This window comes from Gilliamella sp. LMG 34362 (assembly GCF_984569125.1).
Genome location: NZ_OZ474902.1, coordinates 202,019 through 220,632 on the forward strand (window position 1 = coordinate 202,019; position 18,614 = coordinate 220,632).

Annotated in this window: 15 protein-coding genes, 2 tRNA genes, 3 rRNA genes and 1 pseudogene; 4 read left to right on the forward strand and 17 right to left on the reverse strand. The window is 38.3% G+C overall.

The annotated features are described in order from the left end of the window. Positions 1–15: 15 nt before the first annotated feature. Both AC5LWZ_RS00980 and AC5LWZ_RS00985 read right to left on the reverse strand, forming a co-directional pair. Entirely contained in the window at positions 16–756 is a 741-nt protein-coding gene (locus tag AC5LWZ_RS00980; RefSeq protein WP_294883389.1) for a DsbA family protein, read from the reverse strand. A gap of 14 nt (positions 757–770) precedes the next feature. Beyond that, the gene (locus tag AC5LWZ_RS00985) at positions 771–1,040 is read right to left on the reverse strand and encodes a YihD family protein (RefSeq protein WP_065577951.1); all 270 of its coding nucleotides are present in this window, start codon (positions 1,038–1,040) and stop codon (positions 771–773) included. Positions 1,041–1,281: 241 nt separating this feature from the next. Between AC5LWZ_RS00985 and mobA the strand changes: the two genes are divergently transcribed. Then, positions 1,282–1,875, forward strand: a complete 594-nt coding sequence (mobA, locus tag AC5LWZ_RS00990) for a molybdenum cofactor guanylyltransferase MobA (protein ID WP_198222383.1) — start codon at positions 1,282–1,284, stop codon at positions 1,873–1,875. A 323-nt stretch (positions 1,876–2,198) separates the two neighbouring features. Here the strand turns inward: mobA and AC5LWZ_RS00995 are convergent, their stop codons facing one another. Then, positions 2,199–3,233: a threonine aldolase family protein gene (locus AC5LWZ_RS00995; RefSeq protein WP_493463831.1), complete on the reverse strand. Its 1,035-nt coding sequence runs from the start codon at positions 3,231–3,233 to the stop codon at positions 2,199–2,201. Between the two features lie 73 nt (positions 3,234–3,306). Between AC5LWZ_RS00995 and mobB the strand changes: the two genes are divergently transcribed. Both mobB and mtgA read left to right on the forward strand, forming a co-directional pair. Further along, on the forward strand, positions 3,307–3,801 hold the full coding sequence (gene mobB, locus AC5LWZ_RS01000; RefSeq protein ID WP_198201838.1) for a molybdopterin-guanine dinucleotide biosynthesis protein B: 495 nt from the start codon (positions 3,307–3,309) through the stop codon (positions 3,799–3,801). Positions 3,802–3,881: 80 nt separating this feature from the next. Then, positions 3,882–4,574, forward strand: coding sequence for a monofunctional biosynthetic peptidoglycan transglycosylase (gene mtgA, locus AC5LWZ_RS01005; protein WP_493463832.1), 693 nt, complete (start codon positions 3,882–3,884; stop codon positions 4,572–4,574). A 9-nt stretch (positions 4,575–4,583) separates the two neighbouring features. Here mtgA and cobB read toward each other — a convergent pair whose 3' ends face one another. Then, on the reverse strand, positions 4,584–5,270 hold the full coding sequence (cobB, locus tag AC5LWZ_RS01010) for a Sir2 family NAD+-dependent deacetylase (protein ID WP_493463833.1): 687 nt from the start codon (positions 5,268–5,270) through the stop codon (positions 4,584–4,586). A 52-nt stretch (positions 5,271–5,322) separates the two neighbouring features. Further along, a complete protein-coding gene (locus AC5LWZ_RS01015; protein WP_146208305.1) occupies positions 5,323–6,138 on the reverse strand; it encodes a hypothetical protein in 816 nt (271 codons plus the stop codon). Positions 6,139–6,309: 171 nt separating this feature from the next. On the opposite strand from AC5LWZ_RS01015, the gene AC5LWZ_RS01020 reads away from it, so the two are divergent. Further along, positions 6,310–6,999: an aspartate/glutamate racemase family protein gene (locus AC5LWZ_RS01020; RefSeq protein WP_110446888.1), complete on the forward strand. Its 690-nt coding sequence runs from the start codon at positions 6,310–6,312 to the stop codon at positions 6,997–6,999. Here the strand turns inward: AC5LWZ_RS01020 and AC5LWZ_RS01025 are convergent. From AC5LWZ_RS01025 to purT, 12 genes and pseudogenes are all read right to left on the reverse strand, one after another. Continuing rightward, entirely contained in the window at positions 6,985–7,284 is a 300-nt protein-coding gene (locus AC5LWZ_RS01025) for a hypothetical protein (protein WP_493463834.1), read from the reverse strand. The genes AC5LWZ_RS01020 and AC5LWZ_RS01025 overlap by 15 nt on opposite strands. A 203-nt stretch (positions 7,285–7,487) precedes the next feature. Beyond that, the gene (gene rpoH, locus AC5LWZ_RS01030) at positions 7,488–8,348 is read right to left on the reverse strand and encodes an RNA polymerase sigma factor RpoH (RefSeq protein ID WP_086360144.1); all 861 of its coding nucleotides are present in this window, start codon (positions 8,346–8,348) and stop codon (positions 7,488–7,490) included. A gap of 162 nt (positions 8,349–8,510) precedes the next feature. Beyond that, the gene (gene ftsX / locus AC5LWZ_RS01035; protein WP_198247568.1) at positions 8,511–9,488 is read right to left on the reverse strand and encodes a permease-like cell division protein FtsX; all 978 of its coding nucleotides are present in this window, start codon (positions 9,486–9,488) and stop codon (positions 8,511–8,513) included. After that, the gene (gene ftsE, locus AC5LWZ_RS01040; RefSeq protein ID WP_065577961.1) at positions 9,488–10,147 is read right to left on the reverse strand and encodes a cell division ATP-binding protein FtsE; all 660 of its coding nucleotides are present in this window, start codon (positions 10,145–10,147) and stop codon (positions 9,488–9,490) included. Before ftsE ends, ftsX begins: the two co-directional genes overlap by 1 nt. A 9-nt stretch (positions 10,148–10,156) precedes the next feature. Further along, a pseudogene (gene ftsY, locus AC5LWZ_RS01045) lies at positions 10,157–11,080 on the reverse strand (signal recognition particle-docking protein FtsY); the annotation flags it as partial. A 162-nt stretch (positions 11,081–11,242) separates the two neighbouring features. Then, complete coding sequence (locus AC5LWZ_RS01050) at positions 11,243–11,809, reverse strand: pseudouridine synthase (protein ID WP_110446885.1); 567 nt, start codon at positions 11,807–11,809, stop codon at positions 11,243–11,245. A gap of 78 nt (positions 11,810–11,887) precedes the next feature. Further along, a 5S ribosomal RNA gene (rrf, locus tag AC5LWZ_RS01055) occupies positions 11,888–12,003 on the reverse strand. 134 nt (positions 12,004–12,137) lie between these two features. After that, positions 12,138–15,035 (reverse strand): 23S ribosomal RNA (locus AC5LWZ_RS01060). A gap of 210 nt (positions 15,036–15,245) precedes the next feature. After that, positions 15,246–15,321 (reverse strand) — tRNA-Ala (locus AC5LWZ_RS01065). Between the two features lie 53 nt (positions 15,322–15,374). Further along, positions 15,375–15,451, reverse strand: a tRNA-Ile gene (locus AC5LWZ_RS01070). A gap of 55 nt (positions 15,452–15,506) precedes the next feature. After that, positions 15,507–17,044, reverse strand: a 16S ribosomal RNA gene (locus AC5LWZ_RS01075). Together the 16S, 23S and 5S rRNA genes with 2 tRNA genes alongside form the textbook arrangement of a ribosomal RNA operon. A gap of 302 nt (positions 17,045–17,346) precedes the next feature. Then, on the reverse strand, positions 17,347–18,528 hold the full coding sequence (gene purT, locus AC5LWZ_RS01080; RefSeq protein WP_198201472.1) for a formate-dependent phosphoribosylglycinamide formyltransferase: 1,182 nt from the start codon (positions 18,526–18,528) through the stop codon (positions 17,347–17,349). Positions 18,529–18,614: the final 86 nt, after the last annotated feature.

Below are 18,614 nucleotides of genomic sequence, written 5' to 3' on the forward strand. Positions count from 1 at the left end.
AGCATTAATTAATGATTATTTTGCTTGCTCTTGACTCTCAGCTTTACCTTTTTCTACGTCAACATTCGTATCTAAATCAACTAAATAAGCAGTTACTCTAGCATAGTCTTTGATAAAATCAGTAGTGTTACTGGTATTAAGACCACGTGAGTTGACAAAAAACTTGCGATTAACCACTACCATTGGAATGGAATCTGGGCTTAATTGTTTAATTGCATCTGCCTGTTGGGCTATAAACGCTTTAACTAAAAAACTTTTTTGGGTTTTCTCAAACTTTTCAGCATCAACACCTAACTCAGCAAAAACGGCTTTAATGTCATCGGCTGTTTTTATTCTACGATCGGTTTGCACCGCTTTATAAAGCGCATCAGAAGCTTTATCTTCAATACCTAAAACATTAGCAATAGCCCATGCCTCAGAAAGCTCTTTAGCTAAAGCGCCAAAGTTTTCTAAATGATAACGTCTAAACTTTATCCCTTCTGGCAAAGCTTTAGCAATCATTTCTGGTGCATGATATTCACTTTCAAATTTAAAACAGCTAGGGCAATTGAACGAGAAGAATTCAATGACTTCTTTATCCGGAGATGGCTGAAATGGCAAAACACCATATTGTTTGCCACTTTCAATCGGTGCTGCCTGTGTAGCAGCACTTGCTGTAGCTGGCTGAGTATCATTTGTACTAGTTGCTGGCGCTTCATCAGCAAAACAGGTCACAGAGGTTAGTAATACTCCAATTGCAATAAGCGTTTTTTTCATTTAATTAATTCTCCTTATTCTTCAATAATTCCGCGTGCCTTTAATAGTGCGGTTTTAAAATCATCTTCATAATCTTTTTTTAATCCAGGTATAGCTTCGTTTTTATCTGAATTACGCATTTTTAAATGATAAATTAAAACTTCATCACTAAGATCTTTAAGATCACCATCAAAACCTGCTTCCTTTCCTAATTTATCTAAAAGTTGTAATAAATTAAGATCTGAATCGTTTTCCCAAGCTGGTTGTAATAATTCTATTAACTCATCTATACGATGACATTTCATAATAAATACCTTATTTAATATTCAACTAAGTTGAAGACGATGATATAAACCTTTATGTTAATCTTCTTCGTTACTATCTATATATTAAAAAGTATCTATTATATACTCGACTTTAAATTTAAATAGTGCATTTACAAAGATTCATAAACTGGTGATGATATACGTTATTTGCGACTAAAAAATAACTTTGCTATATAGTAATGCTATTTTGTTTTTTAGCAATGTAAAAGAGAAAGAATTTATGGAAAAACCGCCAATTACTGGCATTATTTTAGCTGGTGGCCAAAGTAACCGTATGAATGGTAAGGATAAAGGCTTGATGTTATTAGCCGGTAAACCGCTTTACCAATATGTTATTGATCGAATTAAGCCACAAGTCGATTTGCTAATGATTAATTGTAACCGACATGTTGAGCAATATCGCTCGCTTGGTTATCCAGTATTTTGTGATGATTTGCAGGGATTTCTAGGGCCTCTTGCCGGAATTTATAGTGGCTTATTACGCAGTCCCACTACTTGGAATTTATTTGTCAGTTGTGATACCCCTTTTTTACCCGATGATCTTATCACTCGTTTAGCAAAACTCACTACAACCCATCAAGCTATCTATCCTTTTGATGGCAAAAATGACCACCCAACCATTTTATTAATCAATAAATCCATCGCCCCACAATTAAAAAAGTATTTAGAAGAAGGTGATCGCAAATTGATGTTATTTTTACAGCAAATTAATGCCATTGCCGTAGATTTTAGCGACAATCCAGCCAGTTTTACCAATATTAATACATTAGATATGCTGGAAAATGCCAATTTTATGATCAAAACAAATAACTAAATCATTCAAACAACCATATCAAATAACCAATCGGTAATTTTAAACTATAAAAAACCCCTTTCCTCAAAATTAAAATTTTGTTTAGTTTCATATTATTGTTTATTAGTATTTTTAATACAGTTAGTTGATTTGCTAATCACAAACTTAGTTCACACCTAAACACATTTTCAATTCTGTTGAAGTTTTAATCTATTTATATTAAATCACAGCATAACAAAAAAGGGATTTTTAGCTATTTAACAGCTTCAAATCCCCTTTCCTTAGATGTTTTTATTTCTCAATTTAGATAACAACAAAGCTAAACTTACCGATAAAAAAGCGCACTATTCTTCTTTAAGTAGCGTAGTTAACTGTTTAGCAAAGTTTTCTATTTCAGCTTCCTGAGTGGACCATGAAGTACAAAAACGTAAGCAAATATGTTCAGGATCACTTTGCCCTAAATTATCCACGGCATAAACAGAAAGAATTTTTTGCGCTAATTGATTAGGTAACTTAACAAATAATTGGTTAGTTTGTGGTTTAGCAGCAAAAGTAAATCCGGCTTTTTCAAATAAGGTTGTGAGTTTTTCGGCCATACTATTACTATGTTTACCTAAGGAAAGATAGAGGTTATTTTGCATTAATGCTTTAAATTGTACGGCTATAATCCAACTTTTCGCTAAAATTGCCCCTTTCTGTTTCATATTAAAGCGGAAGTCATGATTAATGCTATGATTATTAAATACTAACGCTTCACCGGCAAAAGCACCAACTTTGGTCCCACCAATATAAAATGCATCGGTATATTTGGCTAAGTCAGGAAAAGTAATATCATTATCTTTAGCTGCTAATGCCATTGCTAAACGCGCACCATCTAAATAAAGGTAAAGATGATTTTGTTGACAAAATTGATACAGATTTTGTAACTCTTGCTTACTATATATAGTCCCTAATTCAGTGGTATTAGAAATATACACCAGTCTTGGCTGTACCATATGTTCATCACAATGATAATCTAACACAGGTTTGATTAATTCTGGCGTTAATTTGCCATCTTCGGTTTTAACCGTTACCACTTTATGCCCTGTTGCCTCAATTGCGCCAGTTTCATGCACATTGATATGCCCAGATTCAGCAGCGATCACCGCTTGATAAGGTTTTAAAATATGCGAAATCACCGTCAAATTGGTCATGGTTCCACCTGCCATAAAATGTATATCAGCATTCGGTGATTTTAATATTTTCCTTATGTGATTGATGGCATCATTACAACAATCATCTAAACCATAACCACTCAACTTTTTATTATTGATATCGATAAATTCTTTTAATAAATCAGGGTGCACTGTTTGATTATAGTCATTTAAAAAATCGTACATACCATTGCCTTTAATCTTGTATAAAATAATGTAATATCTACTTTTAAATATAACATGTTAGTGGCAAGAGTCGATGAATAGTAAAAAAATTATTGGCATCACGGGGTATAGTGGGAGTGGTAAAACCACTTTGTTAAAAAAGATTATTCAGTTAATGGTTTCACAAAATATTAAGGTAGGTTCATTAAAACATGCCCATCATGATATTGAATTAGATATTCCAGGTAAAGATAGCTATGAGCTACGCAAAGCTGGGGCGCAGCAAACGATTATTGCTTGTGATAAACGTTATGCATTGATTGAGGAAACACCCAATCAACCCGTTGACTTAAAAACACTTATTAACCATTTTAGCGATGTTGATATCATATTAGTTGAAGGATTTAAAGATGAGCAAATTCCCAAAATCATGTGCCATCGTAACACAATCGCAAAACCACTATTTATTGATGATTTTACCATCGCCGTTGCCAGTAATGAGCCATTAAATACATCCGTACCTGTATTAGATATTAATGAGCCAGAACAAATAATTATGTTTATAAATAATTATTTATTTAACGGTTAATATAACCTATCTCACTTGACTCTTTTTGTATTAGAATACTGTTTATTCAACCATTTTTAATTAGTGGTATCTGGACTAACATGAAAATTACATTAAGGAAAACGTTAAGCATAATAAAAAAAATCGTGATTGGATTTATGCTAGTTTCGGTTTTTCTTATTTTATTAATGCGCTGGGTTAATCCATTTTGTTCGATGTTGATGGTTGAAAGAAAAATCGCTCACTGGAATATCAGCCAACAGCGAACTTGGAAAGATTGGGATCATATTTCTGATAATATTAAGATTGCAGTTATTGCAGCTGAAGATCAAAATTTTGCGGATCATTGGGGCTTTGATTTTAAAGCCATTAATCGGGCACTAATTTATAATCAAAAAAATAGAAAAATCCGTGGTGCCAGTACCATAACGCAACAAGTAGCAAAAAATATTTTTCTATGGTCATCACGAAGTTGGATCCGTAAAGGCGTTGAATCATGGTTTACTGTTTGGATTGAAGTTATCTGGTCAAAACAACGTACGCTTGAAATTTATTTAAATAGTGTTGAATGGGGTGAGGGTATTTTTGGTATTGAAGCTGCTTCTCGACACTATTTTAATGTCAGTGCTAACCAATTAACACCGTATCAAGCTAGTTTATTAGCGGCTACACTACCAAATCCAAGAAAATGGAGTCCGGCCAATCCTGATGATAAGATACAAAAAAAGGCCGAATGGATCCGCGGGCAAATGAGTAATTTAGGTGGCAAAAATTACCTAAAACAACTCAACTGATATATTTCATTACATAAAGTTTTTAATATATTCAGGTACTACTTGACTGGCAGGACCGTAAATTTTCGTCTTAAATAAGTTTTCACCTAAACTAGGCTCTAAGTTAAGTTCTACCGTTTTAACGCCAAATTGATTAGCCATTTGCACAAAACCAGCGGCCGGATAAACATTTCCTGAAGTACCAATTGAAATAAAATAATCAGCTTTCGATAGCGCATCATAGATTTCATCCATTTGTAGGGGCATTTCACCGAACCAAACAATGTGTGGACGAATTAAGTGGTTATCTTGATAAATTACATCATCATAACAAGCAAAAACTTGCCCTGTTTTTTCATTACGCACTTTTAATAATTCGCCATGCATGTGGATGATATTTTTGGAACCGGCTTTTTCATGAAGGTTATCCACATTTTGTGTAACAATTAGTACATTATCCGAGCCTAATTTCTGTTCTAATTGCGCTAAAGCAAAATGAGCCGCATTGGGTTTCACCTCAGGATTTTGTAACTTACTACGTAACATATTATAAAAACTATGTACGGCAATCGGATCACGCAAATAACCTTCGTAAGTAGCAACATCATCTACATTATGACCTTCCCATAATCCATTTTGAGCACGGAATGTTGATAATCCTGATTCGGCAGAGATACCTGCGCCGGTTAAAATGACTATTTTAGGTATTTGCAACATATTTATTGGCCTTTTATGAACAAGTTGAATTATTTACAGTAGTTAAACACGATTATTGGCTATATTCTGTCGTAAATATATGTAACGCTGGCTTGCTTAATTTTTGATATTGACTATAAGCTGTTGCTACTTTAAGCATTATTACATCTTTTGCTTCACCATCCAACCAACTACTAATCATAGCATGAATACTATAAGCTTCAGGAGCCATACGGTGCAAAGTTAAAATAAGTGGCGTAATACCTAATCGAGATAATGGCGGAGTAAAATATTTCTGACTTTTACAAGCAAATACGGCTGCATAGCGTGATTTTTGTTTTTCTTGTTCTGCTTTTGACAAGGTATACCAACGCCAACTATCCGGTAAATAATTACGCCATGACCACTCCATTAATGCATCATGACCAACGTAAACCACTAAATTGGCTTTAGCTCCAGCCTCAATTTGTGTTTTATCGATTAAAAATGACGCTGACTGTTTCCCAGCTGAGTAACTAATAAAATCATCTACTGTATCATTGATATATTTACCATCATATGCCTGAGCAATAAGATAGACATCCTTGCTTTGATGTTTATAAATTATCTCCTCTAATATCTTGCCGTTATCAGGTTTATTAACTTGAATAACTTGCCACTCTTTTTGTTTAGCAAAATACGTTTTAAAACCATAAGCAGCGCCCCAGTAAAGATTATTTTTAGGATCTTGACCATTACCAATTGCCGCAGGTACTGGAGCGATGGCCTGATATTTGTTATCACATAACGCAACCAGCACATGGATCACTTTGGGTTCAGCCAAACATGAAAATGATAACATTAGCAATCCAAATGAGAGCAATGCGAAATACTTTTTATATTTTTTCATTAATAATAATCATCCATTTATCAACCAACGCCTACAATTCTTTTTTTATAACTTATTCACGACAATATTATGATAGTTAATGATATTTCATTCTAATTTATTATCTTTACATACTAATAATTATACCTAATAATTAATCACTAATAGTAAAAATATTATGGAGTATTAGAAATGAAAACAATTGGGTTAATTGGTGGCATGAGTTGGGAAAGTACCGTTACTTATTATCAAGTCATTAATCAATTTATTGGCAAATCGCTTGGTGGATTACATTCAGCTAAAACTCTGTTATATAGTGTCGATTTTCAAGAAATAGAAAGCTGCCAAGCGAATAATGAATGGGATAAAAGCGCAATTATTTTAACTGATGCAGCCAAAAAATTAGAATTAGCCGGTGCTGATTTTATTATTATTTGTACTAATACGATGCATAAAGTTGCAGACCAAATTCAAAAAGCAATTACAATTCCTATCATTCATATCGCCGGAGTGACCGCCAAACATTTGATCAAAGATAAAATAAAATCGGTTGCCTTACTTGGTACTAAGTACACCATGGAACAAGACTTTTACAAATCAAAATTAATTGAAAAAGGTTTAAATGTTTTAATCCCTAATGAACAAGATAGGATAATCATTAATAATATTATTTATGACGAACTTTGCCTTGGGCAAATTAAACTAGAATCTAAGCAAGCTTATCTCAATATTATTGATAAACTCGTTAAACAAGGTGCAGAAGCGGTGATTTTAGGTTGTACGGAGATCGGTTTATTAATATCCCAACAAGATTACGCCATTCCTTTCTTTGATACAGCCTTATTACATGCTCAAGAAGCTGCATGGTTAGCGATTCATTGATCGCAAAGCAGTATAGGCAGAATTACATTCTCTCCTAGTTGATTCGGGATTTTTTTCTATCAATTGTTTAAAATGATTTATAGTAGTTTCTAATGATTCTTCAGGATCAGCTGGGAGTTTAGATGATAATTGTAATTCGTGAACCAATTTTATATAGCGATCACATTCAATAACACCAGTATCAATGGATACATCAGAAGATGTATTTTTAGCATTATCATTACAAGCAACTAAACTAACAGCGATTAGACTAAGTAAAATAACTCTCAGCAAATTATTTAACATTTTTATCCCTCGTATAAAAGTTAACTTCTTGGTGATTATCTTATTTAATCTTAAACTATAGTGTATAAAAAAGTTTAAATATAACTATTTTATTTAACTAGTTATTTTAATTCTTAACTTATTTATAAACTAACTTAAATTCAGCATATAAAAAAGCCCTACTTTTAACCAAAGTAGGGCTTATATGTTATTAATAAAAGCAATTATGCTTCTATCGCAACTCGTAGTTTTTTCATTGCATTTTTTTCAAGTTGGCGTATACGTTCGGCTGAAACGCTATATTTATCGGCCAATACTTGCAATGTTGATTTACTGTCATCGGCATCTAACCAACGTGCTTTGATAATATCTTGGCTACGCTCGTCTAATTGAGACAAGGCATCATGTAACTTGTCAGTTGCGTCATTTTCCCAATTATCGTTTTCGATCGATTTTGAAAAATCAGAATTACCATCTTCTAAATAAAGCGCTGGAGCGACAATTGAATTATCATCGTCATCATTATCAATATCAAATGACATATCTTGCGCTGACATACGTGATTCCATCTCCAAGACGTCTTTACGACTTACACCTAGTTCATCAGCAACCATATCGACTTCAGCGCTATTAAACCAACCTAAGCGTTGTTTATTCTTTCTTAAATTAAAGAATAATTTTCTTTGTGCTTTGGTTGTAGCAACTTTAACAATACGCCAATTTTTTAGTACATATTCATGAATTTCAGCTTTTATCCAATGTACTGCAAATGATACTAAACGAACACCCATTTCAGGATTGAAACGACGTACGGCTTTCATTAAACCAATATTACCTTCTTGAATCAAATCGGCTTGTGGTAGACCATAACCAGAATAACCACGCGCAATATGCGCAACAAAACGCAAATGGGACAAAATCAATTGTCTTGCTGCATCCACATCATCATGATAATAAAGACGTTCACCTAAAGACTTCTCTTCCTCTGCAGTTAGCATCGGATAAGTATTTATCATACGAAGATATGATTCAATATTTCCTTGTGGGATTAAAGCACCTGCTTGCATTTTTAAATCAGTACTCATTTAATTCCCCCTTAAATTAAACTAATTTTGCTACATTTTACATCAGTAACAATTTAAAATCTTTCTATAAACTTAGACCATCAAAATGTGATTTAGTTCACATTTTTATCATTATATTTGCACTAAAGCATCTGATAAAAATCGTAAATAATTAACATACAATTATGAAGCTATTACCGTTTTATTCAAATACTTTTTAGTGGCAATAAATGCTGAAAACCAGCCAATAATCATCGAAAATAAAACAATTAACAAACTTTCTTCCCATGAAAGTCCATTTATATTAATCATTGTTCCAAAAACATCTGATACATGCAACATGGTTGAATCTATTTGAAGAATAAATACTTTCGATAAAATCAACGCCAAAACCGCACTAATCAATCCAGTAAAAATACCATTATATAAAAATGGTCGTAAAATAAAGCCTTCAGTCGCACCAATCAATTGCATAACAATAATTGTTTGCCTACGGGCAAATATATTTAACCGAATACTATTACCTATAACCAGTGATACTGCAATAACCATAAAAATTGAGATTGTCCACACTATCGATTTTACCATATTGGTTAATGCGGTTAATCGAGTAAACCAGCTATCATCAAGTTGCACATCATCAACACCCGCTATTTTTTTTAACTGTGTTTGCAGATAATGTAATTTATCGGTAGATTTGGCTTCTTCTATTGGAAAAACAATAGCAACAGCTGGTAATGGATTTTCATCGAGTAGGTCAAGAGCATCATCAAATCCAGACCAAGTTTTAAACTCTTCTCGTGTATCTTCACGAGAAAGATAAGTCACATTTTCAACTTCAGCAATAGTCTTAAATTTATCAATTAAATCATTAGTTTGTTCCGAATCTAATGTTTTATTAATATAAACTGTTAAATTAGGCGTCGGATACCACTGTTCCGCCGCTTGATTGGCGTTTTTCAATAATAAATAGCCTATCGTCGGCAAAGTAATTGATATAGCAATAACCAAAATTGTCAGCAGAGAAGCAAATATATTTTGGTAAAAATAATTAAACACATTATGCCATGCGTAGCTGATCTGCCTTTGCCAGCGGCCCAAAAAGCTATTGTTGTTGGTTTTGTTTTTTTGTTTAGATGGTTTAACCTTCGCATTTATCATCAACTTTTAACCTCTAAACGTCCTTGATTTAAATTTAGTATTCGATGATGTTTTCGACGTATCAATCCCATGTTATGGGTCGCCATTAACACAGTTACACCAGCTTGGTTAAACTCTTCAAATAATTTCAAAATATCTTTTGAGAGTTTGTCATCTAAATTACCAGTTGGTTCATCAGCAAGTAAAACCGTAGGTCGATTGACGATTGCTCGAGCTATCCCTACTCGTTGCTGTTCACCGCCAGATAGCTGTATTGGGTAAAATTTCATTTTATCAATCAAACCAACTTTATCTAATGCCGCAGAAACTCGTCTTTTAATTTCTTCAACAGGTTTACCTAAGATAATTAATGGAAAAGCAACATTATCATAAACAGTATGATCGAGTAATAGTTGATGATCTTGGAAAATCATACCAATGGTACGACGCAGAAAAGGCATTTGATTTTTTTTCAAGCTGGAAACATCAACGCCATTCAGTAATACCTTGCCGTCATTAGCTTTTTCTAATCCACAAATTAAACGCATTAATGTACTTTTACCCGCGCCAGAGTGACCAGTTAAAAAGGCCATTTCTCCTTGCGCTAAAGTAAATGTTATATTTTGTAAAGCTGGTTTACCACCCGAATAAACTTTACTAACGCGTTGAAATTGGATCATGATTTATCTCTATTCTTCCGTTTCGTCAAATAGGGCATTAATAAAATCATCAGCAACAAAAGGTCTTAAATCTTCAATTTTTTCACCTACGCCAATATAGCGGATTGGAATATTAAATTGATCAGCTATGCTAAATATAATGCCACCTTTTGCGGTACCATCTAACTTGGTTAATGTCATCCCTGTTACGCCAACCGCTTCATTAAACAACTTTGTTTGGCTAATTGCATTTTGTCCTGTCCCAGCATCTATAGTTAACATAATTTCATGAGGTGCTGTTTCATCTTGCTTTTTAATTACTCTGACTATTTTTTTCAATTCGTCCATTAAATGAGATTTATTTTGCAAACGGCCAGCAGTATCGGCAATTAAAACATCGATATTTTTTGCTTTTGCAGCCTGAATAGCATCGAAAATTACCGATGCTGAGTCAGCATTAATATGCTGAGCAATGACAGGGATGTTATTACGTTCACCCCAGACTTGCAATTGTTCAACCGCGGCAGCACGAAAGGTATCACCAGCGGCAAGCATTACTGATTTGCCCTGTTGTTGAAATTGACGGGCTAATTTACCAATGGTTGTCGTTTTCCCAACACCATTGACACCAACCATCAAAATAACAAAAGGTTTATGGTTTTCTATATTAAGTGGTTGCTGAGCACCATCTAAAATAGATTTCATTTCATTTTTTAATAGATCATGTAATGCATCCGCATCTTTTAATTCTTTTCTTGAGGCTTGTTGCGTTAACGAGCTAATTAATCTTTGCGTGGTATCGAAACCGACATCAGCAATGATCAACTGTTCTTCTAATTCTTCAAATAGCTCATCATCGATCTTTTTGCCTTTAAATAAGCTTAGAAAACCAGATCCAATATTTTGTTTAGTTTTAAAAAGCCCTTTCTTTAAACGAGAAAAAAAACCTTCTTTCTTTTGTTCAACCATAAATAATCTATCCCACGATCAATATTAATGATCATTTTATCTTATTTTACAATAAAGCCCAAAGGATTCGATCAAAGAGAATCATATAATTGATCCTTTTGATCTTTCAAAAAATATAATTCTTTTAGAATTGTCTGTTAAATGAGGTTAGCGGAGATAAAGATCACCAATAGCAACCGAACGCCATTCGCCTAACGGTAACTGATGAGTGAATAAATTATATTTGCCAATCTGAACACGAACTAAGCGTAAACACGGGAATCCAACCGCAGCACACATTCTTCTAACCTGCCGATTTTTTCCTTCTGTTATGGTAATACTTATCCATGAAGTAGGAATAGTTTTGCGTTCTCTGATAGGGGGTATTCGTTGCCATAAATTAGTTGGCTCTGCAAGTGATGCCACGATTGCCGGAGCGGTATGAAACTCTTTTAATTGCACACCACGAGTTAATCTATCTATGGCTTGTCGATCAATTAATCCCTCTACCTGCACCCAATAAGTTTTAGGTAATTTAAATTTTGGTGAGCTAATTTTTGCTTGTAGTTTACCGTCATTAGTAAGCAGCAACAAACCTTCACTATCGGTGTCTAAACGACCAGCAGGGTAAAAACCAGGTAAAGATATATAATCTTTTAATGTTTGATATTTCTCATGTGCAGAAAATTGCGTCACAACATTAAACGGTTTATTAAAAGCGATTAATGAACTCATCTCACCCTCAGAAGAATTTTTAACTATTCTTAGAATGCAAAAAAGCCCAGCATCGCTGCTGGGCTCGTATATTTAAAAGTCTGGCGGCACCCTACTCTCACATGGGTAATACCCACACTACCATCGGCACTACGGCGTTTCACTTCTGAGTTCGGCATGGGGTCAGGTGGGACCACCGCGCTATTACCGCCAGACATATCCTGTCTTCTCTTTCTTCAATTAATGCACATTATCTCATATCTGCACTAATCGCTCAATCCGGAACAAACTGTTTGATTATCTCATAATCAATCTCTACCTTCGCGTATCCAAAACAACTCCGAGTTGTAAGGTTAAGACTCTCGGTTCATTAGTATCAGTTAGCTCAATGTATCACTACACTTACACATCTGACCTATCTACGTCTTAGTCTCAAACGGACCTTACTGATTCTCATCAGGGAAAACTCATCTCGAGGCTAGTTTCGTACTTAGATGCTTTCAGCACTTATCTATTCCGCACGTAGCTACCGGGCAATGCAATTGGCATCACAACCCGAACACCAGCGGTGCGTTCACTTCGGTCCTCTCGTACTAGAAGCAAACCCTCTCAATTTTCCTACGCCCATGGCAGATAGGGACCGAACTGTCTCACGACGTTCTAAACCCAGCTCGCGTACCACTTTAAACGGCGAACAGCCGTACCCTTGGGACCTACTTCAGCCCCAGGATGTGATGAGCCGACATCGAGGTGCCAAACACCGCCGTCGATATGAACTCTTGGGCGGTATCAGCCTGTTATCCCCGGAGTACCTTTTATCCGTTGAGCGATGGCCCTTCCATTCAGAACCACCGGATCACTATGACCTACTTTCGTACCTGCTCGAGCCGTCACTCTCGCAGTCAAGCTAGCTTTTGCCATTGCACTAACCTCCTGATGTCCGACCAGGATTAGCTAACCTTCGTGCTCCTCCGTTACTCTTTGGGAGGAGACCGCCCCAGTCAAACTACCCACCAGACAGTGTCCCTTACCTCGATTCAGAAGTATAGGTTAGAACATCAAACATTAAAGGGTGGTATTTCAAGGTCGACTCCATGCATACTGGCGTACACACTTCTTAGTCTCCCACCTATCCTACACATTAAGGCTCAATGTTCACTGTCAAGCTATAGTAAAGGTTCACGGGGTCTTTCCGTCTTGCCACGGGTACACCGCATCTTCACGGCAATTTCAATTTCACTGAGTCTCGGGTGGAGACAGCCTGGCCATCATTACGCCATTCGTGCAGGTCGGAACTTACCCGACAAGGAATTTCGCTACCTTAGGACCGTTATAGTTACGGCCGCCGTTTACTGGGGCTTCGATCAAGAGCTTCTGCTTACGCATAACCCCATCAATTAACCTTCCAGCACCGGGCAGGCGTCACACCGTATACGTCCACTTTCGTGTTTGCACAGTGCTGTGTTTTTATTAAACAGTTGCAGCCAGCTGGTATCTTCGACTGATTTCACCTCCATCCGCATGGGACTTCAATTACCATCAGCGTGCCTTCTCCCGAAGTTACGGCACCATTTTGCCTAGTTCCTTCACCCGAGTTCTCTCAAGCGCCTTAGTATTCTCTACCTGACCACCTGTGTCGGTTTCGGGTACGATTGACTATAACCTGAAGCTTAGAGGATTTTCCTGGAAGCAGGGCATCAATTACTTCAGCACCTTAGTGCCTCGTCATCACGCCTCAGAGTATCAGTGACCGGATTTGCCTAATCACACCCCTACACGCTTAACCCACCATCCAATAGGTGGTAAACCTAGCCTTCTTCGTCCCCCCATCGCAGTTATAGCCAGTACGGGAATATTAACCCGTTTCCCATCAGATACGCCCTTCGGCCTCTCCTTAGGGGTCGACTCACCCTGCCCCGATTAACGTTGGACAGGAACCCTTGGTCTTCCGGCGAGCGGGCTTTTCACCCGCTTTATCGTTACTTATGTCAGCATTCGCACTTCTGATACCTCCAGCATACCTCACAATACACCTTCTACGGCTTACAGAACGCTCCCCTACCCAACGTATCTAAATACGCTGCCGCAGCTTCGGTGCATAGTTTTAGCCCCGTTACATCTTCCGCGCAGGCCGACTCGACTAGTGAGCTATTACGCTTTCTTTAAATGATGGCTGCTTCTAAGCCAACATCCTAGCTGTCTAAGCCTTCCCACTTCGTTTCCCACTTAACTATGACTTTGGGACCTTAGCTGGCGGTCTGGGTTGTTTCCCTCTTCACGACGAACGTTAGCACCCGCCGTGTGTCTCCCATGATTAAACTTGTCAGTATTCGGAGTTTGCATCGGGTTGGTAAGCCGGGATGGCCCCCTAGCCGAAACAGTGCTCTACCCCCAACAGTTACTCATGAGGCGCTACCTAAATAGCTTTCGGGGAGAACCAGCTATCTCCCGGTTTGATTGGCCTTTCACCCCCAGCCACAGGTCATCCGCTAATTTTTCAACATTAGTCGGTTCGGTCCTCCAGTTAGTGTTAACCAACCTTCAACCTGCCCATGGCTAGATCACCGGGTTTCGGGTCTATACCCTGCAACTTAACGCACAGTTAATACTCGGTTTCCCTTCGGCTCCCCTATTCGGTTAACCTTGCTACAGAATATAAGTCGCTGACCCATTATACAAAAGGTACGCAGTCACTATTACCTAATGGTAAAGCTCCCACTGATTGTACGTACACGGTTTCAGGGTCTATTTCACTCCCCTCCCGGGGTTCTTTTCGCCTTTCCCTCACGGTACTGGTTCACTATCGGTCAATCAGGAGTATTTAGCCTTGGAGGATGGTCCCCCCATCTTCAGACAGGATATCACGTGTCCCGCCCTACTCTATAAGCTTCCACACAATGCATCTTCGTGTACGGGACTTTCACCCTCTATCGTGCGACTTTCCAGACGCTTCCACTAATACATTATGCTACCCGCTTGGGCTCCTCCCCTTTCGCTCGCCGCTACTTAGGGAATCTCGGTTGATTTCTTTTCCTCGGGGTACTTAGATGTTTCAGTTCTCCCGGTTCGCCTCATCTGACTATGGATTCATCAGATGATAGTGTAGTCACCTACACTGGGTTTCCCCATTCGGACATCAACGGCTATAGCGCCTTTTATCGGCTCACCGTCGCTTTTCGCAGATTAACACGTCCTTCATCGCCTCTGATTGCCTAGGCATCCACCGTGTACGCTTAATTTCTTAACCTTACAACTCACAGTTGTCTTGGTTTAAATTACGCTTTTTTTCTCTTTCTTATCTCAATCCAATATATTTTCATATATCAGCTTGCCATAAAAACGAGAACTCGTTTCTTTCAGCTTGTTCCTAATTGTTAAAGAGCTTTATCTTTCTATTCATTCGAATATCAAATAAATACAAACATAATTTTTTTATAGATAAAAGAGATTTCTTTAATGGTGGAGCTAAGCGGGATCGAACCGCTGGCCTCCTGCGTGCAAGGCAGGCGCTCTCCCAGCTGAGCTATAGCCCCATTGTCTCACTTCATCAACCAATCAAGCTAACCATCAGCTTAAGCAGTCGAATTGGTGGGTCTGAGTGGACTTGAACCACCGACCTCACCCTTATCAGGGGTGCGCTCTAACCACCTGAGCTACAGACCCAATAAAGTGACTCTTTCTAAACAAACAATCTGTGTGAACACTTACGAGCACTTCGTAAGGAGGTGATCCAACCGCAGGTTCCCCTACGGTTACCTTGTTACGACTTCACCCCAGTCATGGACCACACCGTGGTAAACGCCCCCCTTGCGGTTAAGCTATCTACTTCTGGTGCAACCCACTCCCATGGTGTGACGGGCGGTGTGTACAAGGCCCGGGAACGTATTCACCGTGACATTCTGATTCACGATTACTAGCGATTCCGACTTCATGGAGTCGAGTTGCAGACTCCAATCCGGACTTAGACGTACTTTATGAGGTCCGCTTGCTCTCGCGAGGTCGCCTCCCTTTGTATACGCCATTGTAGCACGTGTGTAGCCCTGGTCGTAAGGGCCATGATGACTTGACGTCGTCCCCACCTTCCTCCGCTTTATCAACGGCAGTCTCCTTTGAGTTCCCGACCGAATCGCTGGCAACAAAGGATAAGGGTTGCGCTCGTTGCGGGACTTAACCCAACATTTCACAACACGAGCTGACGACAGCCATGCAGCACCTGTCTCACAGTTCCCGAAGGCACTCTCGCATCTCTGCAAGATTCTGTGGATGTCAAGACCAGGTAAGGTTCTTCGCGTTGCATCGAATTAAACCACATGCTCCACCGCTTGTGCGGGCCCCCGTCAATTCATTTGAGTTTTAACCTTGCGGCCGTACTCCCCAGGCGGTCGATTTATCGCGTTAGCTTCGGAGCCCATCACTCAGGGCAACAAACTCCAAATCGACATCGTTTACAGCGTGGACTACCAGGGTATCTAATCCTGTTTGCTCCCCACGCTTTCGCATCTCAGCGTCAGTATCTGTCCAGAAGGCCGCCTTCGCCACCGGTATTCCTCCACATCTCTACGCATTTCACCGCTACACGTGGAATTCTACCTTCCTCTACAATACTCCAGTTAACCAGTTTTAAGTGCAATTCCTAGGTTGAGCCCAGGGCTTTCACACCTAACTTAATTATCCGCCTACATGCCCTTTACGCCCAGTCATTCCGATTAACGCTCGCACCCTCCGTATTACCGCGGCTGCTGGCACGGAGTTAGCCGGTGCTTCTTCTGTAATTAACGTCAATTGATGCACCTATTAGATACATCACCTTCCTCATTACCGAAAGTACTTTACAACCCGAAGGCCTTCTTCATACACGCGGCATGGCTGCATCAGGGTTTCCCCCATTGTGCAATATTCCCCACTGCTGCCTCCCGTAGGAGTCTGGACCGTGTCTCAGTTCCAGTGTGGCTGGTCATCCTCTCAGACCAGCTAGAGATCGTCGCCTTGGTAAGCCTTTACCCTACCAACTAGCTAATCCCATATGGGTTCATCAAATGGCGCATGGCCCGAAGGTCCCATGCTTTGGTCTCTCAACGTTATGCGGTATTAGCAGTCGTTTCCAACTGTTGTCCCCCTCCATTCGGCAGATCCCCATACTTTACTCACCCGTCCGCCACTCGTCATCAAGTGCAAGCACTCATGTTACCGTTCGACTTGCATGTGTTAAGCCTGCCGCCAGCGTTCAATCTGAGCCATGATCAAACTCTTCAATTTAAAGTTTGATGCTCAATAACTGTCTCTGACATTATTCAAATGAATCTTCAGTGTCACTTATCAAGACTTAATTTTTTTAGTCCGTAGACTTTTAATTTTTCGTCTCGCAAGTGCCCACACAGATTGTCTGTTTCTTCTTTTTAAAGAGCTGACAGCTTTTTAATTTACTTCACAATTTCTTGTTTTAGTTTGCTGTCTCAAGGGTTGCGTATGTTACGCATTTCACTTGCCTACGTCAACCCCTATTTTACAAAATTTGCTTTTTTTTCTTCAACCGATTGCTTTTTAATCAAAAAGGCTATTTAAAAGGTTATTTTTAGCTGTTTAATAGCATTAACAGCTTTTTCAACCGCTTTTTCTACAGTTGGCGCTTTAGCTAATGCAACACCCATTCTTCTTATACCTTTTACTTCAGGTTTACCAAATAAACGTAGATCAGTGTCTGCTTCACTTAATACTTTATCTAAATTCGAGAATGTAACTGTGTCAGAATCACCATTTGCAATTAATACTGCTGATGCACTAGCACCATATTGTTCTATTAAAGGTATTGGTAACCCTAAAATTGCTCTAGCATGTAATGCAAACTCAGAAAGATTTTGCGATATTAATGTTACCATGCCGGTATCATGCGGTCGAGGAGATACTTCGCTAAACCAGACTTGATCACCTTTTACAAACAATTCAACGCCAAATAATCCATAACCACCTAAAGCTTCAGTTATTTTGGTAGCAATATCTTTCGCTAAAGATAATGCATTTGCCGACATCGGCTGAGGTTGCCATGATTCTCGATAATCACCATTTTCTTGTCGATGACCAATAGGCTGACAATATGAAACACCATTAATATGTCTAACGGTTAATAACGTTATTTCATAATCGAAGTCAACAAATCCTTCAATAATAACTTTACCACTTCCGGCACGACCGCCTTCTTGAGCATATTTCCATGAAGATTCAATATCAGCGTCACTTCTTAATAAAGATTGTCCTTTACCAGAAGAACTCATAACCGGTTTAACTAAGCAAGGAAAACCAATTTCTTTAACCGCAAGTTTATATTCACTTTCAGTTGCAGCAAAACGATATGGAGAGGTTGGTAATTTAAGTTCTTCAGCAGCAAGACGACGAATACCTTCACGATTCATCGTTAATTGCGTCGCTTTAGCAGTAGGGATTACAGTAAAACCTTCTTTTTCTAATTCTACTAAGGTGTCAGTAGCAATTGCTTCTATTTCAGGAACAATATAATCAGGCTTTTCTGCTTCAATTATTTTTCTTAACTCATTGCCATCTAGCATGTTGATAATATGATAACGATGGGCTACTTGCATAGCGGGGGCATTGGCATAACGATCAACTGCAATAACTTCGCAGCCAAAACGTTGTAATTCAATAACAACTTCTTTGGCTAATTCACCGGCACCACAAAGTAATACTTTGGTAGCACTTGATGAGAGTGGTGTCCCTATTTTTGCCATAGTATCCTCTTAGAGATTTAATGATTATACTTTATTAACAAGCAAAAAATAAAAAATCGGGATAATTACCCCGATTTTCTGTATGC